Origin of the sequence: Hamadaea sp. NPDC051192, from assembly GCF_040682475.1 — a bacterium.
Taxonomy (GTDB): Bacteria; Actinomycetota; Actinomycetes; order Mycobacteriales; family Micromonosporaceae; genus Hamadaea; species Hamadaea flava.
Map to the genome: position 1 here is coordinate 130,853 of NZ_JBFBAZ010000003.1, position 26,810 is coordinate 157,662.

A 26,810-nucleotide genomic window follows, 5' to 3' on the forward strand; every position below is an offset into this window, starting at 1 on the left:
GCCAGCGCCCCGGACGACCCGCCAGGCCGGCGCCTCGCCCGTACCGTCCGGTGCCGGCGGTGCTGGCGGTGCCGGTCGCGGTAGCGGTCGGGGGCACATGAACCAGCCGTGAAGGCGGCGTGTAACCACGCTGCAAGTCGTATCAGTCAGAGTGGTCGCATGAACCTGACTGACACCACGATCCGCCAGGGCGCCACGACCGGCGTTCAACGGCAGCAGGGCGACCTGGCCGTCGAGGCGACGGGGCTGGTGAAGCGCTTCGGGGACGTCGTCGCCGTCGACGGGATCGACCTGCGGGTGAACATGGGCGAGGTCTTCGGCGTGCTCGGCCCGAACGGCGCCGGCAAGACGACGATGCTGAGGATGTTGGCGACGCTGCTGACGATCGACGGCGGCAAGGCCACCATCTTCGGTGTCGACGTCGCGGACCGGCCCCACCAGATCCGCCAGCTCGTCGGCGTGACCGGCCAGTACGCCTCCGTCGACGAGAACCTCACCGCCGCGGAGAACCTCTGGCTCTTCGGCCGCCTGGTCGGCCTGAAATCGAAGCCGGCGAAGAGCCGGGCCGGTGAGCTGCTGGACAAGTTCGGCCTGGCGGATGCCGCGCACCGCCAGATCAAGACCTTCTCCGGCGGCATGCGGCGGCGGCTGGACCTGGCCGCGTCGCTGATCTCCCGGCCGCCGTTGATCTTCTTGGACGAGCCGACGACCGGGCTCGATCCGCGTACCAGGGGCCAGATGTGGGACACCATCCGCGAGTTGATCCGTGACGGTGCGACGGTGCTGCTCACCACCCAGTATCTGGATGAGGCCGATCAGCTCGCCGACCGGATCGCGGTGGTCGACCGTGGCCGCAAGGTGGCCGAGGGTACGCCGAACGAGCTGAAGGCGGCCGTCGGCAACTCCACGCTCTACGTGCAGCTGACGGACGTGAGCCGGACCGGTGAGGCGGCCGGGTTGGCGGCCCGGATCCTGGGGGAGGCGCCCGCGCTCACCCCGGAGGCGGGCGGCATGTCCATCGCGCTACCGGACCCGAACCGGGCCGCGGACGTGCTCATCGCGTTGCGTACGGCCGAGATCGGCATCGCGACGGCGTCGGTCCGCCAGCCGACGCTCGACGAGGTCTTCCTCGCCATCACCGGCCACTACACCGATGCCGCGTCCGATTCCGAGGAGTCCCGATGACGACGATGATCATTCCCGCGTCCGAGCGCCAGTTGAGCAGTCACACGTCGCTGACCGACACGGTCACGCACACGGCGGCGATGGCGTGGCGCGCGTTGAAGAAGATGCAACGCAACCCGGAGCAGTTCTTCGACGTCATCGTCCAGCCGCTGTTGTTCACGGCGATGTTCACCTACATCTTCGGCGGCGCGATCGCCGGGGACGTCAAGAGCTACCTGCCGACGATCATCACCGGCATCCTCGCCCAGACGTCGCTGACCGCGTGCATGGCCACCGGCACCCAGATGCGGGAGGACATGGACAAAGGCGTCTTCGACCGGTTCCGCTCGCTGCCGATGTCCCGCATCGCGCCATTGGCCGGGCCGATGGCCGCCGACATGCTGCGTTACGGCATCGCGGCCACGCTGACCATCTTCACCGGGCTGCTCATGGGCTACCGGCCGGGTGGGGGAGTGCTGGGCGTCGCCGCGGGCTGGGTCCTGGTCGTCTTCGCCGGGTGGTCGCTGTCGTGGATCTTCGCCTGGCTCGGCACGCTGCTGCGTACGGCGCAGGCCGTTCAGGGCGTCGGAATGATGATCATGTTTCCGCTGACGTTCCTGTCCAACGCCTTCGTCCCCACCCAGACGCTGCCCGGCTGGCTCCAGGCCTTCGTCAAGGTCAATCCGGTCACGCTCGTCATCAACGCCACGCGCGACCTCATGAACGCCGGCTCCGTCACGTCCAACGTCGGCTGGGCGGTCCTGGGCTGCGCCGTGGTCGTGGCGATCTTCGCCCCGCTCGCGGTCGTCTCCTACAACCGCAAGATCGGCTGACTCACGCCGGCCAGCACGGCACGCAACGGCTCGCGCAGCTGCGCCGGGTCCCCGGGCGGGATCTCGGCCGGCTGCGCGAGCGACGTCGCCCAGCGCCAGTCGAAACTCGGGAGCATGCGGTTGTACGCGAACCGCTGCGCGTACGCGAGCAGCGTGGCGCCGGTCGCCCGATCCCCGAACGTCAGCTCCCAGACTCCCAGCGCGAACAGCGCGCAGCCGAGGACCGGCACGTCGACGAAACCGTCGTGGGCCAGGGACGTCTGCGCGGTGTGCAACAGCTCATCGCGTCCGTCGTGGATCGGGCGGCCGTGCCGCACGTGCGCCGCGACCACCGCCGCGTGGGCGAACACGTGCCACGGCGCGAAGGCCGCCCGCGCCTGCCCCAGCCCGTGCGCCCGGATCGTGGCGAGCGCGTGCGTGTAGGCGGTGAGGCCGGCGTCGATGTCACCGCGGGCGAGCAGCAACTCGGCCCGACCCCACATCAGTTCCAGTGGGCTGGGCAGGGCGTTGGCGGAGTCCTCGCCGGCGACTTCGTCGAAGATCTGCTCGGCGTCGTCGAAGCGGCCCTCGTGGATCGCGAGCATCGCCAGCAGGGCCCGGGTCTGCGCATGATCCTCGTGCGCGCCGAGTGCTCGCAGCACCGGCAGCGCCGCTTCGGCGTACCGGGCCGCGGTCGGCAGATCGCCGCACTGGAACGCCAATCCGCTGATCGTGGCCGAGAGCAGCCCACGCATCCACGGCCCCTGCTCGTCGTCGCACAACTCCAGCGCGCGGTAGGCGGCGGCCTGGGAAGCGACCAGATCCCCGAGATTCTCGTACGCGTGCGAGGCCCACATCAGCGCCAGCCGGGCGACGGCCGGATCCGGATCCTCCGCCATCTGCTGGAGTCGTTCGACCTGCCGGTCCGGTTCGGCGCACCAGGCCAGCAGCACGGCGACCATCGACGCGGTGAGTGGATCGGTTCCCGGGCCGAGCTGCCGCAGGCGGTCCAGCAGGTGCTCGTCGACCTTCCCCTGGAAGATCATCTGGTTGGTTCCGGCGATTCCGAGGCTGATCCGGGTGGCGTCGGCGAGGTGCGGCGGGGTCGGCTCCGACAGGGTCAGCGTGACGGCCTCGGCCGCGGTGCCGACCACCTTGTCGTGGGAGCCCTCGATCAGCCAGAATGCGACCAGCAGGGCGTACAGGGTCGTCACGGTGCTCACGTCGCCGTCGGCCAGCCCGGTTCGAAGGACGTCGACGAGGTTACCTTCCTCCTGCCGCACCCGCGTCATCGTCGCGACCTGATCCGGTGTGCAGAGGCGCCGCATGGCCTGCTGCGCCACGTCGGCCGCCCAGGCCCGCAATGCCTGCCCGGCCGCCTCGTCGTCACCGGCGTCGGACAGCCGCATCCGGCTGAATTCGCGTACCGTCTCCAGCAGCCTGAAGCGTATCCGTCCCTGTTCCCGGACCGCGACGAGTGAGTGATCGACGAGCTCGGCGACGACCTCGCGGGCGTCGTGGCCGAGCACGGCGGTGGCTCCGTCGAGGCTGAAGCCGTCGCGGAAGACTGCCAGGCGGCGCAGCGCGAACCGCTGGTCCTCGGTCAGCAGGTTCCATGACCAGTCGATGACCGCGTGCAGGGTCTGGTGCCGTTCGGGGATCGCGCGGCTGCCGCCGCGCAGAAGCGCGAAGCGATCGTCGAGCCCTCGGGCGATCTCGGCGACGGTCATCGAGCGGACCTTCGCCGCCGCGAGCTCCAGCGCCAGCGGCAAGCCGTCCAGCCGGTCGACGACCGCACGCACCTCGGCTGGGTCCAGGGTGACGTCGGGCCGGGCGGCGGTCGCCCGCTCGCAGAACAACGTCGCCGCCTCGGCGGGTGGGAGTATCGGCAGTGGGTAGGTCCGCTCCGCCGGCAGGCCGAGGGGGACCCGGCTGGTGGTGAGCACCGTCAGGTTGGGTGTGCGGCTCACCAGCGTGGCGACGAGGTCGGCCGCCGCTTCGACGAGGTGCTCGCAGTTGTCCAGGACGAGTAGCGTCGGAATCGTGCCGACCGCGTCGACCAGCCGGGCGAGCAGGTCGGTCGGCCGCGCCGGACCGGTACGCCCAGCCGCCGCGTCACGAATTCCGAGCACGTCGCCGACCTCGACGGCCACCCCGGCGGGGGAGGTGAGGCCCGCGAGCTCCACGACGTGGACCACGGGCTGTTCGGCCGAGCGGGCGACCAGCTGTGCCAGCCGGGTCTTGCCGAGTCCACCGGGGCCGACGATCGAGACGACCCGGTGGCCGCGTACGAGGGTTCGCAGCGCGGCGATGTCGGCCTCGCGCCCGATCAAGCGGTCCACGTCGTACCGGATCCCGCTGCGGATCGGACGGTCCGCAGCGAGGAGCTCCAGATGCAGCGCGCGCAGTTGGGGCGGCGGGTCGACGCCGAACGCGTCGGCCAGCCGGGCCCGATACTGCTCGAAGCGGGCCAGCGCCGCCGGTACGCCCTGGGCGCCGGCGAGGGCACGCAACAGCGCGGTCATGACCTCCGCGTCGTCGTCGGGCGTTGCCCGTTCCAGCAGCGGTACGGCGTCGGCGTACTTGCCTTCGGCGGCCAGGCGCAGCCCTTCCGGGCGCAACGCCCAAGCGTCCACCTCGGCCGCGGCGAGATTGAGCCGGTAGCCCTGCCGAGTACGTTCGATCACCTCGGCGGCCGTCGCCGTGCGCGCCCGGGAGACCACGACCTGCAAGGCCTTACGAGGGTTCGCCGGTAAGCCGTCTGCCCACACCTGGTCGGCCAGCTCGTCCGCGCTGAGCCCGGCCGGTCCGGCGTCGGCGAGTGCCCGCAGCAGTGTCGCCGTACGGTCGCCGGCGATCTCGCGGCCGTCCCAGGCGACCTCGTCGAGCACGGTCAGCCTGCTCATCGCGTACACCTCCTCTGCTGGCCTGTCCCAATGTAGGTCGTGCCTGCCTGCCTACCACCGGCACGTCCGGCGTCAAAACGGGCAGAAGGGGAGGTGTTCCGCCATCCGGCGGTATGGCGTACCCGTCTTGCCGATCATGGAGCTAGAGTTCCCGCATGCAAGGGCTGCTGCGCTGGATCTCGACGATCGACTCCGCAGCCGAACGTGCCCTGCGCATCATCGAGTTCTACGACCAGCTCACCCGGCACGACGCCGACATCGAGGCGGTGACCCGCGCGACCGCTGTGATGGCCGAGGCCACCGCCGGTGCGGAAGACGACCTCCACGACGTCGTATGCGCCATGACGCCGGCCGGTCGACCGGCGCAGGAGATCGGCGCTCGGACGATCTCGCGGCCGGTCGTGCACGGCAACACCGAGATCGGGCGGGTCTGGCTCGCCCGCCCCGAAGGCGACACCGAGCGGGACTGGGACGACCTCATCATGGAGCGGATGGCGCTGGCCGTCGCCGCCGCTCACGCTCGGCGGCGGCACCCGGAACGCAGCCCGGTGTCCGGCCCGGCCGACCCGGCGATCGTGCAGTATCTGCTCGGCGGCGGCATCTCCGAGCCCGACGCCAGCCGGTCGGCCCGCCTGCTCGGGTTTCGTCCCGGTCAGCAGGTCAAGGTCGTCGTCGTGGCCGGGGCCGACCTGTCTGACCGGATGTCGGAGCTGCGGGCGGCCTTCGGCGGCTTCGTGGTGCTGGCCGCGCTCAGCGGGAGCACCGCCGCGGTCATCGGGTCGTCGCTGCCGGCGTCGGCTGCCCTGCCCGACGGCGTCACCGGCTGCATCGGCCCCATCGTGCCGGTGGAGCGCGCCGACGCCTCCTGGCGCGCGGCGCACCGGGGTCTGCGCTTCGCCGCCATGTCCCCGACGTGGCCGGCGTTGATCGACACTGCCGACCTGGGCTGCCTGCTGGCGTTGGACGGCCTGGACCGGGACGGCATCCCCGGCCTCGCCGACGTGCGGGCGGTCGCGTCGATCGCGGCCGGTCGCCGCGGCTTGGAAGACCTCGATCTGCTCGACGTCATCTGCGCGTCCACCTCGCTGCGGGAGGCGGCCACCGCGGCGCACATGCACCACAGCAGCATCAACTACCGGGCGAACGCGCTCGGCGAGAAGCTTGGCATCCAGCTCGGCACGGCCGTCGGGCGGTACCGGGCCCGGACGGCCCTGATCTTCTGGCGCCTGCACTGCCGTTGAGCCGATTCCGCCATCTGGCGGACGGGAGGCCTGCGATTTCAGCCAGGTTCCGATGTTGTTACGGGCTGATCATGGCGAGACTCAGATCATCTTCTCCACACACACCCTAGCCGTTCACGCGGCTGAGAGGACTTTCCCATGTCTCGACGAAGCCGGCACCTCGCGCACCGGTTACCTCTCGTCATCACCGCCACGCTGGCCGTAGCCGCCCTGGCGGCGTGTTCCGCCAACCCGAACGAGGGCAGCGGATCGCCGACGACCGCGACCAACGCCACAGTGGCGAGCGGGCCCCTGAAGTCAGCGGTGTTCGTCAACCCGTTGCCGCAGTATCCGGCCTGGCGGACCATCGGCGACTGCATCGCGAGCGAGGCCAAGGCCCGCGGGATCGACTTCACCGAGACCGGCCCGACCGGGGGAACCCTCGACGCCACGAAGATGATCCAGCAGATCCAGCAGGCGACCGCGAACAAGAAGGGCGCCATCATCACGTTCCCGGCCAGCGATGCCTTCACCCCCGTGCTGCAGCAGGCACAGAAGGCGGGAATCGTCACGGGCACCCTCTACGGCGATGGCGGTGACGTGGTCGTCGGGCCCAACTACACCGAACTCGGCAAGATGTTCGTCGACGCGATCGCCACGCGGCCCGGGCAGCAGAATCTCGGCCTGCTCGCGCAGAGCGACACCGGCCAGGCCAAGCAGTGGGCCGACGGCGTCATGACGGCCGCCAAAGCCACCTCGAACGTCAAGGTCGTCGGGACCGTCTACACCAACGACGACGCGGCAAAGGCTCTGGACCAGGCCAACGCCCTGCTGACCGCCCACCCCGAGATCAACGTCATGGCCAGCCACATGGGTTCGGTGACTCCCGGTGTCGTAGCCGCGATCAAGGCCCGCAAGCTGGTCGGCAAGGTGGTGTTCGTGGCGTCCGGCGCTGACAACGGCGGCAAGGAGGCGGTCGCGGACGGCATCGCGTACGGGGCCTGGCTGCAGGGGCTGTGCGACGAGGGCAAGACCATCCTCAACGCCGTCGCGGACAAGGCCGAGGGCAAGACGGTCGCCTCGCACATCGACGCCAAGGAGACCATCGGCACCAAGGACGACCTCACCACGCTGCTCGGGCAGGGCTGGGGATGATCGATCCGACCAGCCCGGCTCTGCACCTGCGCGGGATCTCCAAGAGCTTCGGCTCGGTCCAGGCTTTGGAACACGTGGACTTCTCGGCCTGGCCCGGTGAGATCCACGCGATCGTCGGGGACAACGGCGCCGGCAAATCCACCATGCTCAAGATCGTCACCGGTATCCACCAAGCCGACGGCGGCGAGATTGCCGTCAACGGCAAGCCAGTCGACCTGCGTCACACCGCCACGACGGCCCAAGACCTCGGCGTGGCGGTCGTCTACCAGGACCTCGCGCTCGTCGAATGCCTGGACATCGCGCAGAACCTGTCGCTCGGCAGCCTGCCGCGCCGGTGGGGCATCGTGCTTGACCGCCAGCGGATGGCCCGCGACGCGGCGAAGGTGCTCAGCGACCTGAAAGTCCGCGTCGGCGACGTCCACACCCCGGTGGGTCTGCTCTCCGGCGGGCAAAGGCAGATCATCGCCATCGCCCGGGCCGTCCGGATGGACAAGCCGCTCATCCTGCTCGACGAGCCGACCGCGGCCCTCGGCGTACAGGAGTCGGCGCGGGTCGGAACGATCATGGGCGAGCTGCGCGCCGCCGGCAAGGCGGTCGTCTGCATCAGCCACGACCTCGAATTCGTCTTCACCCACGCCGACCGCATCACCGTGCTGCGGCTCGGCGTGAGTGTCGGCACCCGCAAGACGTCGGAGACGACCCGCGACGAAATCGTAGGGCTCATCACCGGGGCGTTTCCCGGCGATCCGCGGCCCACTGGAGCCCAGAAGGACGCGGCATGACCGTCACCCAGCAACCCTCGGTCGCCAACCATGAACCGGGTGCCGCCGCCGGCCCAGCTCACCGCAGCCTGGTGTCCCGGGCGCTCCTCCGGCAGGAGTTCACCCTCGCCCTGGTCATCGTGGTCATCAGCGTCGCCGCCTTCACCCGCAACCACGCGTTCCTCAGCAGCGACAACGTGCTCGAACTGCTGCGCAGTTCGGTCATCTACTTCGTCATGGCGTGCGGCGCGGCTCTGCTCACCATCGGCGGCGGACTCGACTTCTCCGTCGGCGGCGTCTTCACCCTGGGTGCGCTGAGCACCACCCTGCTGTTGGTCCGTGACGTTCCATGGCCGTTGGCGGTGGTGTTCGGCATCGTGATCGGCGCCCTGGTCGGGGCGATCAATCACCTCGTCATCACCTACCTGCACGTCCCGCCGATCATCGCGACGCTCGGCACGTTCTTCATCTTGCTGGGACTGGACACCCAGGTTTCGCAGGGCGACGACGTGCTGCCGCTGCCGGAGGCGTTCACGACGTTGGGCCAAGGAAGCGTTCTGGGCATCCCGAACGTCATCCTCTACGCGATCGCCGTCGGGGTCGTGTGCTGGTTCCTGCTGGAACGCACCCGGTTCGGGGTGAACGTGCGCGCCCTCGGCGGCAACCGGCAGGCCGCGGTCCAGAACGGACTGCGGGTCGCCCGGCTCGACCTCGCCCTGTACGCGATCGCCGGAGCGACCGGGGCACTGGCCGGGATCATCTACGCCGCCCGCGTCGGGGCCGGTCAGGTGCAGGCCGGTGGCGCGACGACGACCCTCAACGTCGTCACGGCGGTCCTCATCGGCGGCGTGAGCCTGTTCGGCGGCCTCGGCAGCATCACCGGGGTGGCGTTCGGCGCGCTCCTGCTGTCGACGGTGGACAACGCGTTGATCGTCGCCCAGGTGCCGCCGGACTACAACAACATCATCGTCGGAGCGATCCTCATCGGCGCCGTCGCGGTCGATCATCTGCGCCGCAAGCGTCTGTACCGGCGAGGATGACGCGATGACGACAAACTGGACGGTCCAGGCCCGCTACGTGGATCCCGAACTCGCGGCGATGCAGGTTCTGTCACCCCGGATCACGTTGAACGACCTCGCAGCCGCCCGCGAACTGGAACAGCTCCTCGCGACGCAGGCCACCCGCAGTGCCGACGACGTGGACATCCAGGAGCTCTCCGGCGTACGCCGCGACGGCACCACGCTGCGGATGCGGCTGTATCGGCCGGCGCGGTGGCACCGCTCGACGCTGCCGGTGCTGTTGTTCGTCCACGGGGGCAGCTTCGTCACCGGCGGGTTGCACAGCGAGGACAACCGCTGCATCCACTACGCGCGGGAGGCCCAGGTCGCCGTCATCGCCGTCGACTACCGGCTCGCCCCGGAACATCCGTTCCCCGCAGCCATCGAGGACTGCCAGGACACGCTCGACTGGGTCGTCGCCCACGCCGCGACGCTGGGCTGCGACCCGTCGAGGATCGCCCTCGGCGGGCTGAGCGCCGGAGGGTGCCTCGCCGCCGCCACAGCGTTGTGGACGGCGGAGCACCGAAGCATCTCCCCAGCCCTGCTGATGCTGCTGTTCCCGGTGCTCGACGCCAGGGTTGCCACCGTGTCGGTCAACGAGTTCACCGACACGCCGGTCCTCATCTCCGACACCGTTCACCGGTTGTGGCGGCTCTATCTGGGCGAGCCCGGTCAACGCGTGGAGCCGGTGTCGCCGCTGGCGTCCCCGGCGGCGGCCACGGACCTCGGTGGACTCCCGCCGACGCTGATGATCACCGCCCAGTTCGACCCGCTGCGCGACGAGGGCCTGGCGTTCGGCGCCCGGCTGGCCGAGGCCGGCGTACCGGTCGACCTCCACCATTTCGGTCGCGGATTCCATTCCTTCGATTCCTTCGACGCCACCCGACTGGGGCTGGAATGCCTGGACATCCAGGTACGCGCCCTGCAGCGAGCCCTCGCCCCGTGACCGTGCCTGGAGCCAGCCCCATGGATGCACCCGTGCGTCAACCAGTCCTCGACCCCGTCGCCGCACAGGTCGTCGAGCACCTGACGCAGACCATGAACGTCACCTCCGACTCCGAACCCGAAAAGCTTCGTGAGGCGTTCGCCGCGACGACCGCCTGGCTGCGCGAACCGGCTGCACCGCCGACCGGCGTGCGCACCGAAGACCGCACGATCGGTGGGCCGGAGAACCCGGTGCCGGTGCGGCTCTACACACCGGCAGGAGCAGAGCCGCAGGACGTCGTCGTCTACATGCACGGCGGCGGCTGGGTCGTCGGCGGGCTCGACACCGCCGACGCGACCGCCCGCGCCATCTGTGCCATGGTTGACGCAATGGTGGTTTCCGTCGATTACCGGCTCGCCCCGGAGTACCCGTTCCCGGCGGCTGTGGCCGACTGCGCTGTGGCCGTCCGCTGGGCGGCCGATCGTGGTCCCCGGTGGCTGGGCGTCGCCGGGGACAGCGCCGGAGGAAACCTCGCCGCCGCCATGGCCAACCGGTTCCCGGACCTCCTCGACGGCCAGCTGCTGCTCTATCCGGCCCTCGATCCGGGCCAGGACACGGCGTCCTACCACCTGTTCGCCGAAGGCTATCCGCTGACCAGCGCCGCCATGAGCTACTACTGGCGCTCGTACGCGACACCGGACCACTATCGCGACGCGTCCGTGGCGCCGATCCTTCACGACGACCTGTCCGGCCTCCCGGCAGCGGTCGTCGCGACGGCCCACTTCGACCCGTTGCGGGACGAAGGCCAGATGTACGCGGCACGCCTCGTCGAAGCCGGTGTGCCGACGGTGTACCTGCCGTTCACGACCTTGCCCCACGGCTGGGCGGACATGACCGACCGCGTACCGGCCGCGGCCGGCGCCCTGATTCAATCAGCCTCGGCCTTCGCGGAACTACGGGACCGGGCGGTCGGCGAACCAGAACACGGGCGGCGTACGCGAGACGTCCCGGCACAACGCTCATGACAGTTGCCCCGAATCCGTCCGCGCCGCGGGCGATACGCGAAAGGTGCGTCCGACCGTGACCGAGCTGACGGCTGCCACCCTCCACCGACTCGACCCGCGCGTGGCGACCCCGGCCTACGACCGCTCGGCGCTGCAGGTCGGCATCGTCCACTTCGGCGTCGGCGGGTTCCACCGCGCCCATCAGGAGGTCTACCTCGACGCGATCGCCGCCACCGGCGAGACCAGCTGGGGGGTCTGCGGCGTGGGCCTGTTGCCGCAAGACGCCGCCGCCCGCGACTCGGCCGCCGCCCAGGACGGTCTCTACACGCTGACGACCAACGCGCCCGACGGGACCCAGCAATCCCGGGTGATCGGCACGCTGATCCGCTACCTGTACGCGCCCGACGATCCGGCCGCCGTACTGGCGGTCCTCACCGCCGCCTCGACCCGGATCGTCACGCTGACCATCACCGAAGGCGGCTACGGCATCGACGACGCGACCGGCGTGTTCGATCCCCACGACGACCTCACCCTCCGCGACCTAGCCGGAGCCACCCAGCCGCACAGTGCTTTCGGATACCTCACCGAGGCGTTGCGACTCCGCCGCGACCAAGGCATCCCGCCGTTCACGGTGGTGACCTGCGACAACATTCAAGGCAACGGGCACGTCGCGAAGAAGGCGGTCGTCGCGTTCGCCCGGGCGCGAGACCCACAGCTCGCCGAGTGGATCGACGCCACGGTGAGCTTCCCGTGCTCCATGGTCGATCGGATCACCCCGGCCCCGACGGCACAGACGAGCCAGGCGTTGCGCGACGCGTACGGCGTCGAAGATCGGTGGGCGCTGCAATCCGAGAGCTTCATCCAATGGGTCGTCGAAGACGACTTCCCGACGGGCCGCCCGGACCTGGCCTCGGCAGGCGTCCAGGTCGTTCCGGACGTCGAGCCCTACGAACTGATGAAACTGCGGCTGCTCAACGCCTCGCATCAGGCGATGTGCTACCTCGGTCTGCTCGACGGGCAGACCTGGGTCCACGACGTGTGCCAGGACCCGCTCTACGTCGCGTTCCTGCGCCGGTACATGGCGACCGAGGGCATGCCGACGCTGCTTCCGGTGCCCGGCGTCGACCTGCCCGCGTACTGCGACCAGCTGATCGAAAGGTTCGCCAGTGAGGCGGTCCGAGACACGCTCGCGCGCCTGGCCGTCGATGGATCCGATCGGTTGCCCAAGTTCCTGATCCCCGTGCTGCGCCACCAACTCGCCGTCGACGGACCCATCGACTGCGGCGTCCTCGTGCTCGCGGCATGGAGCCGATACCTCGAAGGCGCCCTCTTGGAGAACGCGTACGCGATCAACGACCGGCGGGCCGAGGAACTGCGCCCGTACGTCGCCCGCGAACGCACCCAGCCCGGCGCGTTGCTGGAGTACACCCCGGTCTTCGGCGACCTGGGCAGCGACCCCCGGCTGGTCGCCCGGTACCTCCAGTTCCGCGAAGACCTGGTGAACCACGGCGCACGCTCCGCGATACAGACCCTCCCGGCCGCATGAGCATCCTGGTCATCGGCGAGGCCCTGCTCGACATCGTCAACGGCCAACGCCGCCCAGGCGGCAGCCCCATGAACGTCGCCGTCGGACTGGCCCGGCTCGGCCTGACCACCGTCCTGCACACCTCCCTCGGCGGCGACGACGCCGGACGACTCGTCGAACGACACCTTGTGGCAAGCGGCGTACACATCACGCCCGAGTCCTGGACGTCCCGGCCGACCTCCGTCGCCGAGGTCCAGCTCGACAGGTTCGGCAACGCCACCTACCGCTTCGACATCACCTGGGATCCGGCGCCCATCACCGCGGCACCCGAGGGCGTCCAGGCCATTCACGTCGGCTCCATCGGCGCCGTGTTGCCGCCGGGCGCATCAGCTGTCGACGCGATCCTGGACACCGGCCCCGCCGTGGCGATCCGCAGCTACGACCTGAACATCCGGCCGGGCATCATGCCCAGCCAGGAAGTGGTACGCCAACGAGCCGAGAACCTCATCGCGCGTACCGACATCGTCAAAGCCAGCGAGGAGGATGTCGCCTGGCTCTATCCCGCACGCGCGCCTGAGCAGGTGCTCGAACACTGGTTGGGCATCGGCGCGCGAATGGCGGTCCTCACCCGTGGCGGGCAAGGCGCGCGAGCGATCAACGCCACGACGACGGTCGACGTCGCAGCACCCCCAACCAACGTTCGTGACACGATCGGCGCGGGCGACTCCTTCATGGCCGGACTGCTCGCCGCCCTCGACGATGGGGGAGCGCTGGACCGCGAGCGCCTGTCCACGCTCAGCGAGGAGCAGGTGCGCGGAATCATGGAGTTCGCCGTCCGGTGCGCCAGCGTGACGGTCACTCGCGAGGGCGCGGACCCGCCGGTGCGTGCAGACGTCTGCCTACCAGTCGGCACTGCGGACGCCTGACTGCGCGGCACGTGGGCACCACCCAACTCCAGTGGCGCGAATAGCGCCGCACTGGGCGGGTCCGTCTGGGTCAGCCCTGCGCGCTGAGATTCTGCGGCAACTGTGAAACGGCTGCGACGAGTTCACCCCGGTGGAAGCTCGCCGTCGGCAGCGCGCCGCTTCGTGCGTACCGCAAGATGCCCTCGGAATCGATCAGGAACGTGCCGCTGTGCTGCATCAGCAGATGCTTCTCGAGATCGACGGCACGATGGGCGGCGTCGCCGCCCGAGGAGACAACGCGCAGGCCGCCGGCGCGCCGGTGAACCCGCGCCGCGTCCGCGGTGGTGCCCGGCACGATGATGACCGGGACCACTCCGCGGTCGCCGAGCATGCCGCTCAGCTCGGCCAAGGCGCGGACATGGTGCAGGCAGACCAGGCAGTTGTGCGCCCGCATGAAGAACAGCACGGCCGACCGGCCGGCGCGGACCTGCTCGAGGTCGGTCCGTCCGCCGTCGAGTTCGAGCAAGGACAGGGCGGGGATGGGCTGGCCGAGAGCGAGCGGCATGGTGGAGCCTCCGAAAGCGGTGACGGGTGGTGCGACCTGATCAGTCCACCCGTCGCGAGCCGCGCATGTCCAAGACCGCTTCGGTCCGACCCGATACCGTGCCGGTATCGTTGCTGCGTATGGATCTGCGTAGCCTGCGATACTTCGTCGCGGTCGCCGAAGAACTGCACTTCGGCCGGGCGGCACGACGGTTGCACATGGCGCAGCCGCCGCTCAGCCGATCGGTCAAGCAGCTGGAAACACAGCTCGGGCAGCTTCTGCTGCACCGATCGCCGACCGGCGTCAGCCTGACACCCGCCGGCGAGACGCTGTACGCGGAGGCCCGCGTGTTGCTCGCCCACGCCGACCGGATCCCGGAGCGTGTGACGGCCGCGGCCGGCAGCCCGACGCTCCGCATCGGCGTACTCGCCGACAGCGCCGAGCAGGTCGGTCCCCGGTTGGTCACCGCGTTCCGGCAGGCACATCCAGCCGTACGCATCCAGATGCGCGAAGCAGACCTCGCCGACCCGTCCTGTGGGCTGAAGGCAGCACAGGTCGACGTGGCGCTGACCCGTACGCCGTTCGACCGCACCGGCATCGCCACCCGCACACTGCGTACCGATCCCGTCGGAGTCGTCATGCGCGCTGACGACCCGTTGGCGCACCAGGCCTCCGTACGCCTGGACGACCTCGCGGCGCGCCGCCGATTCCGGCTGCCGGAGGAAACCGACGCCGTGTGGCGGAACTACTGGGGGACTGGCGCGGACAGCACCCAAGCCGGATCGGATCCGATCATCCGCACGTTGCGGGAATGCCTGCAATCCGTCCTGTGGAACGGTGCGATCGGGTTGATGCCACTGGCCGACGCGCTACCGGACGGCCTGGTGTGCGTACCGCTGGAGGGCATGCCGCCTAGTGACCTGGTGGTCGCGTGGACGCGGAGCAGCGTGAACCCATTGGTGCGATCGTTCATCCGCATCACCGTGGGGTTGCATGGTTCTGGGGTGCTGGATGGTTCTGCGGCGCTGCGTGGTTCTACGGCCGATGCGGCGATCGAGCCGGGCGAGCGACGGCACGCTCAAGCGGCCGTGCGCAGGTCAGTCAGCGCTGGGCTGTCGAGTCCACGCGGTAGGACGGTGCCGGACGGCAACCACTCGGAGTCCAGCTCCAGCAGGGCTCGGTAGCCCGTGCCGTCCGCGGGTCCGGTCGACTGGACGGGTCCGGTGGGGGCCATGTCCGCGAAGTCCTGCGCGTAGCCCTGCCCGTCGTACCAGCACTGGGCGGAGACTGTGCCGCAGCAGGCTGCCAGCCGGCTGAGATGCTCCTTCGCGTTGGTCCGGCAGTGGCCGGTCCCGGTGAACAACTGGGCGAACTCAGACGGATAGCCGCCCCGTCCCGTTTCGGCCAGCAGTTGCCCGCCCTCGACCGCGAACGCAACCCGCGTGTCCGACTCGATGGTGAGGCGGTAGTCGCCGACCTCGCCGTCGGCGGCCGCGTGGTCGTAGGCCTCCAGCAGGTTGTCCAGGAGTCGTCGCAGCAGTTCCGGATGAGTCCGGTCGACGCCCTCGCCCCGGTATATGGTCGGTCGTCGACGGATCGCCATCCCGCCGTTCACGACGAAGAGGTCCGCGGCGCGGAAGTCTGGGCGCGGACCGTTCGCCAGCGCGTACCAGTCGGAACGCTCAGTGGGCAGCCCCAACGCGCTAAGCGTCCGAACGCGAGCATCCTCCTCCGCATCCCACAGCTCGGCGCGCTCGGCAACGTCATTGGCGAGCATCAGCTGTGCGGAGGTGGGCACGGTCGAAGCCGCTGGCCAGCCGTTCGGGAAGCCGGCGCGCAGAAACGGACCAAGTTCCGGGCATGGCGCAGTCCGGAAAGCGTGCGGCAGCGCCATCCACGCGCTCACCACGACGTCCCGAAAGTTGGGCGTGCGCGCGCAGGCCGCCTCGATCAAGGCCCACCGCGGTGGCCCGGCGAAGTGTCGTAGAGCAGGTGATGCCGTGTCGAGGCCGTAACCGAGTGCTCGGTCGAACGCCCGTGGTGCGAGGCACAGCTCCGCCAGCACCTTGTGCGCCTGCCGGTCGTCGGCGAGCGCGGGTGCCAATGCCGCACATCCGCGTACGCCTGGATGCTCGTCGGTCAGCCACTCCCGTGGCTGACCGCTGGCCGCGCCGAGGTCGAGAAGCGATGCGCACAGCTCAAAGTCCTCGGCGATCGTACGCATGCGGGGATCGTAGACGGACTGAACCACACGGGGCCCGCGATGCTGAAGGGTGCCGCCAATTGGTCGGCTTGACTCACTGGCGAGTCATGGCGACTTTCATCCGGTCGGCTTCGGTGATCATGTGGGTGTGGTCGTCGCTGCCTACGTTGAGGCGTACCCAGGCGACGGCGCCGGTGAAGGTGCTCTCCGCGGTGGTGTATTCGTCGCTGACCGGCGAGGAGGTGTCACTGCCGACGTCGAGGGTCTCGTCGGTGGCGAAGATCATCGGGACGGTGGCGTCGATGCGGCCGTCGCCGTCGCGCCGGCCGTCGACGAGCAGGGCGGCCCGGCCGCCTTTGCCTAGTCCGCCGCCGTCGTAGGTGAACTCCAGCCGTACCTCGTGGACGCCCGGGGCGAGGGCCGTGGCGCCGCCGACATGGAAGCGTTTGACGCCGAACAGGTTGTAGCAGTAGCGCAGTCTCCCATCGAGCACATAGAGCGACCAGCCGCCGAACTGCCCGCCCTGGGCGACGATCACGCCACGTGCTGGGCCGTCCGGGATGGTGATCTGGGCGGTGACACTGTGGGACTTGTTCTTCAAGTTCAGCACCGAGTTCTCGGACAGGCGCCCCATGCCGCCGTAGACGATCTGTGAATCGCCGCGGATGAGGACCGGCCGGCCGGCCAGGTCGGCGTCGAATCGCTCCACCTTGCGGTCGTCGAGGGGAAAGACGTTGAACTGGCGCGCCTCCAGCAGGAACAGCCGCTGCAGTTCGCGGAGCTTGCCGGGTTGCTCGGCAGCGAGGTTGCGGGCCTGGGACCAGTCGGTGTTCGTGTCGTAGAGTTCCCAGACGTCATCGTCGAAGGCGACACCGCCCTTCGGATCCCACGGAGTGGAGTGCTTGGTCACCGCGGTCCACCCCTCGTGGTAGATGCCACGGTTGCAGAACATCTCGAAGTACTGGGTGACATGGCGGTCGGGCTCGTCCGGGCCGTGGAAGGTGTACGCCATGCTGATGCCTTCGATCGGCTTCTGCTGCACGCCATGGACGATCATCGGCTGCGGGATGCCGGCGGCCTCCAAGACGGTGGGGGCGACGTCGATGACGTGCGCGAATTGATGGCGTACCTCTCCTCTGGCCTGGATACCGTTCGGCCAGTGCACGATGGTGCCGTTGCGGGTGCCGCCGAAATGCGAGGCGATCTGCTTGGTCCACTGGTACGGCGTGCACATCGCGTGCGCCCAGCCCACCGCGTAATGGTTGTACGCCTGCGGCGTTCCGAAGTCGTCGATGCGCTCGGACATGAACTGCGTGGTCTGCAGGTCGTTGACGCCGTTGAGGTTGATCAGCTCGTTGAAGCAGCCGTGAATGTCGCCTTCAGCGCTCGCGCCGTTGTCGCCGACGATGTAGTAGATCAGGGTGTCGTCGAGGATCCCAAGATCACCCAAGGCGTCGATGAGCCGGCCGACGTGGTGATCGGTGTGTTCCAAGAACCCGGCGTAGACCTCCATCTGGCGGGCGAGGACCGGTTTGAGGTCGTCGGGGATGTCGTCCCAGGCTGGGATCTCGGCGTGCCGGGCGGTCAGCTCCGCGTCCGCGGGGACCACTCCCAGTTCCTTCTGCCGGGCGAAGGTCTGTTCACGTAGACGGTCCCAGCCGTGGTCGAACCTTCCCGCGTACTTGTCAGACCATTCCTTGGGTACGTGGTGTGGGGCATGGGTCGCACCCGGCGCGTAGTAGAGGAAGAACGGCCGGTCGGCCATCAGTGCCCGCTGCTGGCGTACCCAGCCGATGGCCTTGTCGGTCATGTCCTCGGTGAAGTGGTAGCCCTGCTCCGGTGTGCGGTCGGGTTCGACGGGAAGGGTGCCGTTGTAGATCGCCGGATAGTACTGGTTCGTCTCGCCGCCGATGAAGCCGTAGAAGTGCTCGAACCCGCCGCCGGGCGTGGGCCAGCGGTCGAACGGGCCCATCGGACTGGTCTCCCACACCGGCACCTCGTGGCACTTTCCGAATTGGGCGGTGCTGTAGCCGTTGAGCCGCAACGTTTCTGGCAGCGGTGCGCAGGTGTTGGGACGCAACGAGTTGTAGCCGGGTGCGGAGGTGGCGATCTCGGTGATGCCGCCCATGCCGACCGTGTGATGGTTGCGCCCGGAGAGCAGCGCCGCTCGCGTCGGGGAGCACAGGGCGGTCGTGTGGAACCGTGTGTACTTCAATCCGCCCGCGGCCAGCCGCTCCGCAGTCGGCGTGGCGCACGGACCCCCGAACGCCGAGGCCGCGCCGAACCCGACGTCGTCCAGCAGCACGACGAGCACGTTCGGCGCCCCCTGCGGAGGCTTGACCTGGCGGATCGGCGGATTGCTGACCTCGGGATCCTTGGCGTCGTAGCGGGCCGTGCCAGGTTGCTGGATATCCGGAATCGGCAACACAGTACGTGAAAGATCGTCTCGGGACATGGCGAAACCCCCGTCTGTGTCCGAGGAGATGGCAGCCTGACGCTATCAGGGCGAACAAGGCTAGTAGTACTAATCGCCAAAGCCATGGGCGTAACGGGCAAATGCTGCATAGCTATCGATGGGTACGTGCCACCGGACATGCGGGGAACGCAGTTCGCACCGCGCGGGGCGAGTTGGTCGGTTCGCCTGGGCGGCCGCCGGGTGATCCATGTGCTCCCGGTGTCGCGCTTGCTGCGGGCGCCCGTGTGAGTACGGCGCCGCGCGAGACGGACCGGCCTGTAGGCCTGCTTGAGTACGGCGTCGCGCGACGGCCGGGTCGGGTCAGGGTGCGGTGTGCAGGCTCGTCGGCGGCCACTGGCCGTCGGCGAACGCCTTCGCCCAGTAGTACGGGTGCACCTCGGCCAGGGTGCGAATCGACCACCCGGCCGGCGCGTCCGAATCGGGGACGGCGACCTGAACGTCCGGTCCCCAGATGGCCAGCCGCTCCTGACAGATGCCGCAGGGGGCGAGCACCTTCGGCTGGCCACCGGCCTCGCGGTAGACGTAGACCGAAGCGGTCACGCGCCGGTCCAGCGTGTACGCCTGGCAGATCGCGCCGGTCTCGCCGCACAGCGTCACGCCGCCGTTGAGATTGTCGAGCCCGACGCTCGTCACGATCTGGCCGTCGTCGAGATACATCGCGGCCGCGCCGCCGGGTTCGTCGGCGGGCCAACGGCGTTCGAGTTGTGCGACGGCAGCGTCGAAGAGTTGTTGATCTAGAAGCACGCTGGGAGCATCGCAGCCGGGCGAATCATGGGCAACGCCTTTTCCGGCTGGCCGGCTTTCGGCTGGGCTGACTTTTCGGCTGGGCAGTCCTCCGGCTCGCTGGACGATCCGTTCGCGGATCTTCGCCGCATGATCAGGCGAGCCCTATGAGCGGACCACGATCTGACGGACCAGCTGAGTCGCGGCTCGCACCAGGCCACGCAGCAGGATCGTCGTCGTCACGGCCATCAGGCACAAGGCTGCCACCCCTGCGGCCCCGGAAGCGCTGAGCACCCCGGCGTCGCGTACCGCATGGACGGCCATGGTCGCGATCCGGTACGTCGACGGCACCCCGTACGCCGAGAAGTACCACACCGTCCACGTGACCCCCGGGATGTACAGGAGCAGGTAGATCCGGCCGCAGACGATGTCGCGCCGACCGACGGAGGCCAGTAGCGTCAGATCCGCCGCCGTAGCCCGGCCGATGGCCCGCCGCGCCAGCGCACCCTTGGTGTCCCACAGGTTGCGGCATCGGGTCGCCACCACGAACAAGGCATATACGTCGGTACGCATGTAGACCTGAAGCTGGACGACGATGCCGGTGGCCTTCAAGAACAGCAGCGCCCGCAACAGATGTCCGGCCGGCGACGACAGATCGCGTACCCACAGCAGTTGCACCACTGCGAGGACACCCACCGTCGCGGCATCCGAGAGCATCCCCGCCGACAGTGGCACGATGCGGTCCCGGCGAGGCAGCCCCCACAACGCCGTCAGATCCGTCTGGTACGCCAGACTGAGCAGCCGCCGGCTGATGGTCACCCGGCCCCGAACCCCTTTGGCCGCGGCGGCGAGCACATGCGCGCATTCGTGCACCAGGCCGGACGCCAACCCCAGCAACGTCACCGTGACCAGGCTGACCAGTGGCACCGGGCCTACGATGAGGTCGGTGTACGCCAACCGCACCGATGGCACCAGCACCATCGCGACGACGGCGGTGACGGCGAGCCCAGCCTGCACCACGAGTCCCGCCCGGCCGAACAGGATCCGGCCGAGCCGTGCCTGCCATCGGGCCGGCCCTTCGCTGTCCGGGACGGGGGAGTCCGCCGCCGCATCGGCCGGCTGGAGCACACCGGCGGCCACCAGCCCGTCGACGAAGCCCGCGACGTTCACCGGCTCTCCGGCGTATTGTTCGGCCCGGTCAGCGCATTCGGCGACGGCGACACCGTCCTTGAGCCACAGCATCACCTGGCCGCCGATCTCCGGGACGATCACGTACTCGCCGGTGGCCGCATTGCCCAGCACGTAACCGTCGCCGTCGCGTACCACAGTGATCCCCGCGAATCGTTCCGCCGACGCGACGCGGCCGATCGGCTCTTCCGTCGTGGTCACCGCGCGCCTCCGCGCGCCGTCGCGAGCGATTCGTCAGATGCCATGGTGGCGTTCGTGCCCGCGTGCGAGTCATCCCGTGACGTCGTGGCGTCGGTGCCCCCGTGCGAGTCGTCTGGCGACGTCGTGGTGTCCATGCCCGTGTTGACGGCGTCCGGCGACGTCGTGGTGTCCATGCCCGTGTTGACGGCGTCCGGCGACGTCGTGGCGTCGGTGCCCAGTTTCAGGGGCTCGACCGAGCCGGCGCACAGTTGGCATCGCGGATGCCGCGCCCACGACGATCGTGACGTGGTCATGCCGTCGGCCAGCTCGATGACGTTGTAGGTGGCCGCGGCGATCGGCGCATCGGTGTGGGTGACGTACCGCATCGCCTCCATCGCCATCAGCCCGGAGATGATCTGCACCACCGGTCCGGTGGCCCGATTGACGCGGGGCGGATCGATGAACACCCCGTCGCGCTGCCACGCCGGCAATTCCGCGGCCTCGTCGACCCGGTTCAGCTCCAGGCACAGCCGGCACGGCGTATGCCCGGGTGAGACCGACCAGTACGACAGCGTCGAGTACGCCAGCCCACCGGCGACGAACGGGATGCCCACGGCGAAGCAGGCCTCGTTGACCAGCAGATGAAGGTCCGCCGGTGAGTCCGCTGCGCAGACGACGACATCGCAGCCGGTCGCGAGATCCCGGATGGACGCCACGTCGGCCACGCGCCGCCGCACCGCCGTGACGCGAGTGCCGGGCGAGTAGCCCTCGACCCAGTCGCGAGCCGCGTACACCTTGGGTTTGCCCAGTGCGGCCAGGCCGTAGACGAACTGGCGAGCGAGGTTTTTGACTTCTACGACGTCGTCGTCGACCAGCGTTATCTCTCCGACGCCCAACCCGACCAGGGCTTGCAGCACGCCGCTGCCCAGACCGCCGGCACCCAGTAAGAGAACCCGCGACGTCGCCACCGCGGTGTGGATGTCGGCGCTGGTGCGGTGCATGCGGGCGAACAAGTCGTAGAACCGCAGATTGCTCGCGTGGCGTAGCCGGGTGGCGTCGTCGAGCCGATCGTCGCCGCAGGCGTCTTCCAGGATTTCCAGCCCGTCCAAGTGATCCAGTGCGGCGGCGATCTCGGCGTCGCTCACCACGACGCCCCGCGCCGCCATCGCGGCCGGCAGGTCGTTGACGTCGTGGCGTCCCTCCGCCAGGACCTGCAACAGAGTCGCGACCGCGCCGGACGGATCGTCGAGGTAGACGCGTTCGAGCGCCCGCCGGCAGATCATCACCTGCGAACCGGAGCTTTGCACGACGATCGCTTTGAGTCTGGGCCGTCGCATCACGTGCGTCCCTTCGGTATCGTCCCGTCGAAGTCGCGTACCGGCGCTGTGGGTGACCCAGCCGCGGCCGGATCACCCACGATCGTCACGCCAGCTCGTCCTCGCGCTGGTGGATGAAGGTCGGCTCGATGCGCTCGGCCTTGATGATCGTGATCGTCATGAGGATGTACCTCCTTGCCTGTCGGCGGAATGTTGCGAAGCCCGGATCTACCGGCCCGAACCGAGAATCGCGGAGCAGGTTCACAGCCGGATCATGGTTAGTTCACTGCCGCGGTGGACGCCTCGGCGAACGGCGGCGGCGACGAGAACGCATGCCTCGATGTCACTGCGCGGCTTACCGACAACGCATCGGGTAATCATCAAGGCGATCACTTTTTGTAGAGTGGCTCGCATGGCGCGCCCGAATCCTGACCCGGTCGCCGCCGAGTGGGTCACGTTCCGGTGCCTGACCTCGGCCGGCCGCTCCGACGAAGTGTGCGCCCTGGCCGATCGGATCATCGCCGAGAGCGAGGATCCGCTGCGGGTCGGCCAAGCTCTGATCGAGAAGCTCGCGGCGATGATCAATCTCGGCCAGGTCGACGATCGGCGCGTCAGCGCGGCGGTCCTCGACGCGATCCAGGGAGCCCTCGGCCGGGCCGAGCCGCACCCTCGGCTGACCGGCGAGTTCTACATCCTGTCGGGATTCGTGGCCTATACCAACGGATCCATCAGCACGGCCGTCACGCACCTGGTGCGCGCGGAACGGCTCCTGCGCCAGATGACCGAGTTGACCGTCGCCGCCGCCGACACGTGGCACGACCTGTCCGTCGCCTACTCGACCCTCGGCTTTCACGGCAAAGCCTTGAGCGCCATGCATCAGGGCCGCAGACTGTGCCGCCGAGCCGGGCTGCCCGAAGCGATCTGCGCCTGCCTGGAGACCACCGTCCGGGCCGCGCTGGCCGAGGACCACCAGGGCCGCAGCGACCAGGCGATCGCCGGGCTCGAAGCCGTGCTCCGCTTCGGCCAGGCCCACGCCGCCGACCTCAGCGCACTGGACACCGCGTTCTGGGCGTACGCAGCCGCCCGGCTGCCCACGCTGGGCGTACCGGCCACCGAGGTCGTCGTCGCCGAGCACAACGGCGATCCGACACTGAGCCACCTGCGACACCTCGCCGCGATCTGCGCTGCGATCGCCGCGGGTGAACCCGACAAGGCGTTGAACCTGCTGGCCGACCCGGCGAGCCCGCTGGACGTGTTCGGCGTGGCCGAGATCAGCCGCCTGCGCTCGCTCGCGTACGCCGCCCGCGGCGACTTCCGTGCCGCGCTGGCCGAGGAGCGCGCGGCCAGAGCGGCTACCGCCACTACCGACCGAGAGCTCAAGCAGCGCTACCTCGGCTCGGTCGGCATGAGCCTGGACCAGGAGCGCCTACGCAAGGTCGCCCAGCAGCACGCGGACGACGCCCGATCGGACCCGCTGACCGGTCTGCCGAACCGCCGCCACCTGGAGACGTTCGTCGCCGCGCTGGCCTCGACCGGCACGCCCGCCGTGATCGGCCTCCTCGACCTCGACCGATTCAAGGCGGTCAACGACACCCACGGTCACCCCACCGGGGACCTGGTCCTCCAACAGGTCGCGGCCATCCTCGCCCGCAACACGCGCCCCGACGACCTGCTGTCCCGATTCGGCGGCGACGAGTTCGTCTTCATCCTTCCGCTGACCACCCTCGAGGAAGCCGTGCGGATCGGACACCGCATCACCCAGGCCGTCGCGGCGCACGACTGGCAGACTCTCGCCCAGTCCACCCCGGTCACGGCCAGCGTCGGCTGGTCCCGCCTCGACGACGGCGACCTCGCCGCGGCGCTCCGCGAAGCCGACCGGGAACTCTACCGGCACAAACACGCTCGGCAGCACAGTGCCGACATCGACCGCTGACGAGGCTCGAATCCGCTGGTCGATGCGACCGTTCAACGGATGATCTGCGGCAACTAAGTCGCAAATTCCTGTGTGGACTTTTTCGCTGGACTGGCGCGATCGGCCGGGAACGTACACAATGTCCGACGTCCCTCGGCTTTGGAGCGAATCAATGCGCTTGAAGAACACCCTCGTCGTCCTCGCCGCCGTCGCCTGCTCGACCCTCTTCATCCCGGGTCAGGCGTACGCGCACACGTCGGTCGTCAGCGGCACCGCGCCGTGCGACCAGGCCGGCAAGCGGACGGTGACCTGGACCATCAAGAACAACTGGAAGACTGAGGAGACGGTCAAGAACCTCTCGCTCAGCCCGAAACCGCTCGGCGAGACCTCTCCGGGTCTGCCGACGACCATCAAGAAGGACGGCAGCTACACCTTCTCCTACGAGGTGCCGGCTGACGCCACCAAGATCACGATCTCCTTCACGGCGCAGTGGCCCGACCACTACGAGGAAGGTGTCAAGGGCTCCATCGGCAACCTGCCGGCGTGCCCGAGCCCCAGCCCGAAGCCGAGCGAGAGCCCGTCGCCGAGCCCGCGTGAGAGCAGCCCGACGCCGGTTCCGCCGAGCGCGACTCCGAGCAAGCCGACCCTGCCGACCACGGGCGTCGCGCTGCCGGCTCTGTTGATCGGCGCGCTCGTGCTGATCGGTGGCGGCATCGCGTTCGCCCTCATCGGCCGTCGTCGCCGCCTGGAGGCGTAAGCGTCAAGCGTTGGCGGCCGGCTTCCACAGCGGCCGCCAACGCCCAACGTGGCCTCGATCAATGACCTCCTCTGACCGCGCTTGCGAAACAGGCCAGAGTCATGGTTTGCGAGCCAGCAGTTGCACGGCCTTCGACTGATGACCGTTCATCGTGGTCACGTCGATCCGGCGTTCCTCGATCAGGTCGAGATCTTGCAGGAGCGAACGCAGCTCGGTGATGTCGTGATGTCGGCACACCACACCGTCGTCCGCGGCGAACACTCCGTATGGTGTGCCGAACTGCTGGAAGTACGCGTTGTAGCGGCCCCGGTTCCGTTCGTCGTCCTGAAGGACCATGTCGCTGACATAGAGCAGCCCGCCAGGCACCAGAACCCGGGTCAGCTCCGCGATGAGCGCCCGCTGGGCGTCGTCGTCTGCGATGCACGTCAGCACCGCGAACAGCAGCACGACATCAAAGCTCGCCGGCGCGTGCGCCAGCGTAGGCGGGGAATCCAGTACCTCGAACCGGAGGTCGGGCCTCAGCTGCCGACCACGCGTGATCAGTGCCGGAGACAGGTCCACCCCGGAAACGTCAGAAAAGCCCTGGTCGCTCAGCTCGGCCATGACGCGGCCGTACCCGCAGCCGTAGTCGAGGATCCGGTCGTTCCGGCGCACGCCCGCCAGCCATTCGAAGTTCACCGGATGTGTGAATGTCTTCGTGGCGCCAACGCTGTCCCAGTACGCGACCTGATTTCCAAGATCCTCCATGCGGACAAAGCATACGTACCGCGAAGCTGCCGGTTGGAGCCAGCTGACAGCGGCTGAGACAGACACAGGAACGCTGCGGTCAGGTGGCACCGTCCGCCTACAGTCACGACGTGGATGACATCCGCGTGCTGCGCCGCACCTTGTGGTATCGGTCGGTCATGTGGGGCTCGCGAATGAGCGTCCTGGGCATACCGCTGATGGTGCTCGGTTTCGTCTCGCCCACCTTCGTGATCATCGGCATGTTGCTTCTGGCCGTGCCCGGGATGTGGTTCGGAGCGGTCCGCTGGTACGTGACCGTGGAGTACGACATCTCGTACGGGCAGTTCATCGACAGACTCATCGACGACACGACCAACCTGCGGTACTGGTAAGGCGGCGGCCCACGCCCTAAGACCAGCGGCAGACGATGGCGGTCGCGTCGTCGCTCACCTTCGCCCGGGGCCACCGGACCCGATCGGGGTCGGACGCCTCGGCTCGCCGGGTTTCGTCGATGACTGCCTGCGGGCCGTCGGCGTACGCGGTCCGCAGGAACTGATCCCAGCTCCAGAGCCCGAAGTCGGTCACCAGCAGCGCGGCCCCGTCCGACGCCAGCACGGCGCCCCGAACGTCGTCGACGGTGCCGCGCAGTGCGTGGTAGCCCGCCTCCGGATGCACCTGCGCCACCCAGTAGCCGCCGTCGACGTTGCGGTGCTTCTGCTGCTCGGCGATGAATTCCTTCAACTGCTCCGGTGTCGCGTTCGGGGGACGGCCGATCCGCGCCGACACCGCTTTCTCCGCCTCGTCGATGACGACTTCCGGCGTACCGCCGATGTCGAGGACCAGGGGTGAGTCGGCGAGCACGAGATAGTCGGTCAGACGTCCGCGGCGGCGGACCATGGTCACCGTCGTGCACGGCGTCCCTGGATGCGACAGATCGCAGGTGTCCTCATGCAGCGCGCTGACCGCCGTGATCGCTTCCGCGAGGCATGCCGCCAGCGCACGGTCGGAGTTCGCGTACGCGAGCAGGCGCGCCCCCAACTGGTTGACGTACCAGGCGGTCCCGTGGGTGCAGCCGGTGGCCGGACCTTCCGTCAGACCGTCGAGTACGACCGCCGTGGTCGGCGTCGCGCCCGCCCAGTCAAGGTTGTCCAGATTCCGGCTGATCGGCTCGCTCGCCAGTTCCACACGCATCCGCCCACCCTACTTCCGCAGCTCGGCGGCTCTGTCCGGTGAAGCGGACGTCCGCAATTCAGGCCATGCGGCTCAACCAGACGGTGTGGGTGCAGGCGACAATCCAGGTCGTGCGGCTACGTAAGTCCGTGTGGGTGCAGGCGGCAACCCAGTGCGGCC

The 26,810-nt window shown here is 69.0% G+C and carries 24 protein-coding genes; 14 read left to right on the top strand and 10 right to left on the bottom strand.

Annotated elements, in window-relative coordinates:
* The first annotated feature begins 159 nt into the window (after nt 1-159).
* Nucleotides 160-1,185 carry an ATP-binding cassette domain-containing protein gene (locus AB0M47_RS02775; protein WP_363407269.1) on the top strand — a complete coding sequence of 342 codons (1,026 nt, stop codon included), beginning with the start codon at nt 160-162 and terminating at the stop codon, nt 1,183-1,185.
* Nucleotides 1,182-1,997, top strand: a complete 816-nt coding sequence (locus AB0M47_RS02780; protein WP_253763449.1) for an ABC transporter permease — start codon at nt 1,182-1,184, stop codon at nt 1,995-1,997. The genes AB0M47_RS02775 and AB0M47_RS02780 overlap by 4 nt, the downstream gene beginning before the upstream one ends.
* Here the strand turns inward: AB0M47_RS02780 and AB0M47_RS02785 are convergent.
* Complete coding sequence (locus AB0M47_RS02785; RefSeq protein WP_363407273.1) at nt 1,976-4,882, bottom strand: AAA family ATPase; 2,907 nt, start codon at nt 4,880-4,882, stop codon at nt 1,976-1,978. The genes AB0M47_RS02780 and AB0M47_RS02785 overlap by 22 nt on opposite strands.
* A 155-nt stretch (nt 4,883-5,037) precedes the next feature.
* Between AB0M47_RS02785 and AB0M47_RS02790 the strand changes: the two genes are divergently transcribed.
* From AB0M47_RS02790 to AB0M47_RS02825, 8 genes are all read left to right on the top strand, one after another.
* Nucleotides 5,038-6,123, top strand: coding sequence for a hypothetical protein (locus AB0M47_RS02790; RefSeq protein ID WP_363407276.1), 1,086 nt, complete (start codon nt 5,038-5,040; stop codon nt 6,121-6,123).
* Nucleotides 6,124-6,261: 138 nt separating this feature from the next.
* Nucleotides 6,262-7,257, top strand: coding sequence for a sugar ABC transporter substrate-binding protein (locus tag AB0M47_RS02795; RefSeq protein ID WP_363407279.1), 996 nt, complete (start codon nt 6,262-6,264; stop codon nt 7,255-7,257).
* Nucleotides 7,254-8,039, top strand: a complete 786-nt coding sequence (locus tag AB0M47_RS02800; protein ID WP_363407282.1) for an ATP-binding cassette domain-containing protein — start codon at nt 7,254-7,256, stop codon at nt 8,037-8,039. Before AB0M47_RS02795 ends, AB0M47_RS02800 begins: the two co-directional genes overlap by 4 nt.
* Nucleotides 8,036-9,058, top strand: a complete 1,023-nt coding sequence (locus AB0M47_RS02805; protein ID WP_363407285.1) for an ABC transporter permease — start codon at nt 8,036-8,038, stop codon at nt 9,056-9,058. Before AB0M47_RS02800 ends, AB0M47_RS02805 begins: the two co-directional genes overlap by 4 nt.
* 4 nt (nt 9,059-9,062) lie before the next feature.
* A complete protein-coding gene (locus AB0M47_RS02810) occupies nt 9,063-10,022 on the top strand; it encodes an alpha/beta hydrolase (protein ID WP_363407287.1) in 960 nt (319 codons plus the stop codon).
* 32 nt (nt 10,023-10,054) lie between these two features.
* Nucleotides 10,055-11,026, top strand: a complete 972-nt coding sequence (locus tag AB0M47_RS02815) for an alpha/beta hydrolase (protein ID WP_363407289.1) — start codon at nt 10,055-10,057, stop codon at nt 11,024-11,026.
* 55 nt (nt 11,027-11,081) lie between these two features.
* Nucleotides 11,082-12,551, top strand: a complete 1,470-nt coding sequence (locus tag AB0M47_RS02820) for a mannitol dehydrogenase family protein (RefSeq protein ID WP_363407293.1) — start codon at nt 11,082-11,084, stop codon at nt 12,549-12,551.
* Entirely contained in the window at nt 12,548-13,456 is a 909-nt protein-coding gene (locus AB0M47_RS02825) for a carbohydrate kinase (protein ID WP_363407296.1), read from the top strand. Before AB0M47_RS02820 ends, AB0M47_RS02825 begins: the two co-directional genes overlap by 4 nt.
* Before the next feature lie 70 nt (nt 13,457-13,526).
* Here the strand turns inward: AB0M47_RS02825 and AB0M47_RS02830 are convergent, their stop codons facing one another.
* Nucleotides 13,527-14,000, bottom strand: a complete 474-nt coding sequence (locus tag AB0M47_RS02830) for a redoxin domain-containing protein (protein WP_363407299.1) — start codon at nt 13,998-14,000, stop codon at nt 13,527-13,529.
* A 119-nt stretch (nt 14,001-14,119) separates the two neighbouring features.
* Between AB0M47_RS02830 and AB0M47_RS02835 the strand changes: the two genes are divergently transcribed.
* Nucleotides 14,120-15,163, top strand: a complete 1,044-nt coding sequence (locus AB0M47_RS02835) for a LysR substrate-binding domain-containing protein (protein ID WP_363407302.1) — start codon at nt 14,120-14,122, stop codon at nt 15,161-15,163.
* Here AB0M47_RS02835 and AB0M47_RS02840 read toward each other — a convergent pair.
* The 6 genes from AB0M47_RS02840 to AB0M47_RS02865 form a co-directional block, all read right to left on the bottom strand.
* Nucleotides 15,058-16,203 (bottom strand): hypothetical protein, encoded by a 1,146-nt coding sequence (locus tag AB0M47_RS02840; protein WP_363407305.1) that lies wholly within the window; start codon nt 16,201-16,203, stop codon nt 15,058-15,060. The genes AB0M47_RS02835 and AB0M47_RS02840 overlap by 106 nt on opposite strands.
* 73 nt (nt 16,204-16,276) lie before the next feature.
* Nucleotides 16,277-18,610, bottom strand: coding sequence for an arylsulfatase (locus AB0M47_RS02845; RefSeq protein WP_363407308.1), 2,334 nt, complete (start codon nt 18,608-18,610; stop codon nt 16,277-16,279).
* Nucleotides 18,611-18,958: 348 nt separating this feature from the next.
* Nucleotides 18,959-19,402, bottom strand: a complete 444-nt coding sequence (locus AB0M47_RS02850; RefSeq protein WP_363407311.1) for a cytidine deaminase — start codon at nt 19,400-19,402, stop codon at nt 18,959-18,961.
* 144 nt (nt 19,403-19,546) lie between these two features.
* The gene (locus AB0M47_RS02855; protein WP_363407314.1) at nt 19,547-20,770 is read right to left on the bottom strand and encodes a hypothetical protein; all 1,224 of its coding nucleotides are present in this window, start codon (nt 20,768-20,770) and stop codon (nt 19,547-19,549) included.
* Nucleotides 20,767-22,086: a ThiF family adenylyltransferase gene (locus AB0M47_RS02860; protein WP_363407317.1), complete on the bottom strand. Its 1,320-nt coding sequence runs from the start codon at nt 22,084-22,086 to the stop codon at nt 20,767-20,769. Before AB0M47_RS02860 ends, AB0M47_RS02855 begins: the two co-directional genes overlap by 4 nt.
* 85 nt (nt 22,087-22,171) lie before the next feature.
* The gene (locus AB0M47_RS02865; protein ID WP_363407320.1) at nt 22,172-22,330 is read right to left on the bottom strand and encodes a hypothetical protein; all 159 of its coding nucleotides are present in this window, start codon (nt 22,328-22,330) and stop codon (nt 22,172-22,174) included.
* A 147-nt stretch (nt 22,331-22,477) separates the two neighbouring features.
* Between AB0M47_RS02865 and AB0M47_RS02870 the strand changes: the two genes are divergently transcribed.
* A complete protein-coding gene (locus AB0M47_RS02870; protein WP_363407323.1) occupies nt 22,478-23,998 on the top strand; it encodes a GGDEF domain-containing protein in 1,521 nt (506 codons plus the stop codon).
* Between the two features lie 151 nt (nt 23,999-24,149).
* Nucleotides 24,150-24,734: a hypothetical protein gene (locus AB0M47_RS02875; RefSeq protein WP_363407326.1), complete on the top strand. Its 585-nt coding sequence runs from the start codon at nt 24,150-24,152 to the stop codon at nt 24,732-24,734.
* A 99-nt stretch (nt 24,735-24,833) separates the two neighbouring features.
* Here the strand turns inward: AB0M47_RS02875 and AB0M47_RS02880 are convergent, their stop codons facing one another.
* Entirely contained in the window at nt 24,834-25,481 is a 648-nt protein-coding gene (locus tag AB0M47_RS02880; RefSeq protein ID WP_363407329.1) for a class I SAM-dependent methyltransferase, read from the bottom strand.
* A 110-nt stretch (nt 25,482-25,591) separates the two neighbouring features.
* On the opposite strand from AB0M47_RS02880, the gene AB0M47_RS02885 reads away from it, so the two are divergent.
* Nucleotides 25,592-25,852 carry a hypothetical protein gene (locus tag AB0M47_RS02885; protein ID WP_363407332.1) on the top strand — a complete coding sequence of 87 codons (261 nt, stop codon included), beginning with the start codon at nt 25,592-25,594 and terminating at the stop codon, nt 25,850-25,852.
* A gap of 16 nt (nt 25,853-25,868) precedes the next feature.
* Here the strand turns inward: AB0M47_RS02885 and AB0M47_RS02890 are convergent, their stop codons facing one another.
* Nucleotides 25,869-26,651, bottom strand: a complete 783-nt coding sequence (locus tag AB0M47_RS02890) for a hypothetical protein (RefSeq protein ID WP_363407335.1) — start codon at nt 26,649-26,651, stop codon at nt 25,869-25,871.
* Nucleotides 26,652-26,810 lie beyond the last annotated feature (159 nt).

Bases quoted from the DNA above. Each gene is read 5' to 3' on its own strand.
- AB0M47_RS02870 (WP_363407323.1), top strand. From the start codon at position 22,478: ATGGCGCGCCCGAATCCTGACCCGGTCGCCGCCGAGTGGGTCACGTTC.
- AB0M47_RS02775 (WP_363407269.1), top strand. From the start codon at position 160: ATGAACCTGACTGACACCACGATCCGCCAGGGCGCCACGACCGGCGTT.
- AB0M47_RS02825 (WP_363407296.1), top strand. From the start codon at position 12,548: ATGAGCATCCTGGTCATCGGCGAGGCCCTGCTCGACATCGTCAACGGC.
- AB0M47_RS02880 (WP_363407329.1), bottom strand. From the start codon at position 25,481: ATGGAGGATCTTGGAAATCAGGTCGCGTACTGGGACAGCGTTGGCGCC.
- AB0M47_RS02805 (WP_363407285.1), top strand. From the start codon at position 8,036: ATGACCGTCACCCAGCAACCCTCGGTCGCCAACCATGAACCGGGTGCC.
- AB0M47_RS02785 (WP_363407273.1), bottom strand. From the start codon at position 4,882: ATGAGCAGGCTGACCGTGCTCGACGAGGTCGCCTGGGACGGCCGCGAG.
- AB0M47_RS02835 (WP_363407302.1), top strand. From the start codon at position 14,120: ATGGATCTGCGTAGCCTGCGATACTTCGTCGCGGTCGCCGAAGAACTG.
- AB0M47_RS02840 (WP_363407305.1), bottom strand. From the start codon at position 16,203: ATGCGTACGATCGCCGAGGACTTTGAGCTGTGCGCATCGCTTCTCGAC.
- AB0M47_RS02780 (WP_253763449.1), top strand. From the start codon at position 1,182: ATGACGACGATGATCATTCCCGCGTCCGAGCGCCAGTTGAGCAGTCAC.
- AB0M47_RS02890 (WP_363407335.1), bottom strand. From the start codon at position 26,651: ATGCGTGTGGAACTGGCGAGCGAGCCGATCAGCCGGAATCTGGACAAC.
- AB0M47_RS02875 (WP_363407326.1), top strand. From the start codon at position 24,150: ATGCGCTTGAAGAACACCCTCGTCGTCCTCGCCGCCGTCGCCTGCTCG.
- AB0M47_RS02795 (WP_363407279.1), top strand. From the start codon at position 6,262: ATGTCTCGACGAAGCCGGCACCTCGCGCACCGGTTACCTCTCGTCATC.
- AB0M47_RS02830 (WP_363407299.1), bottom strand. From the start codon at position 14,000: ATGCCGCTCGCTCTCGGCCAGCCCATCCCCGCCCTGTCCTTGCTCGAA.
- AB0M47_RS02790 (WP_363407276.1), top strand. From the start codon at position 5,038: ATGCAAGGGCTGCTGCGCTGGATCTCGACGATCGACTCCGCAGCCGAA.
- AB0M47_RS02860 (WP_363407317.1), bottom strand. From the start codon at position 22,086: ATGCGACGGCCCAGACTCAAAGCGATCGTCGTGCAAAGCTCCGGTTCG.
- AB0M47_RS02800 (WP_363407282.1), top strand. From the start codon at position 7,254: ATGATCGATCCGACCAGCCCGGCTCTGCACCTGCGCGGGATCTCCAAG.
- AB0M47_RS02810 (WP_363407287.1), top strand. From the start codon at position 9,063: ATGACGACAAACTGGACGGTCCAGGCCCGCTACGTGGATCCCGAACTC.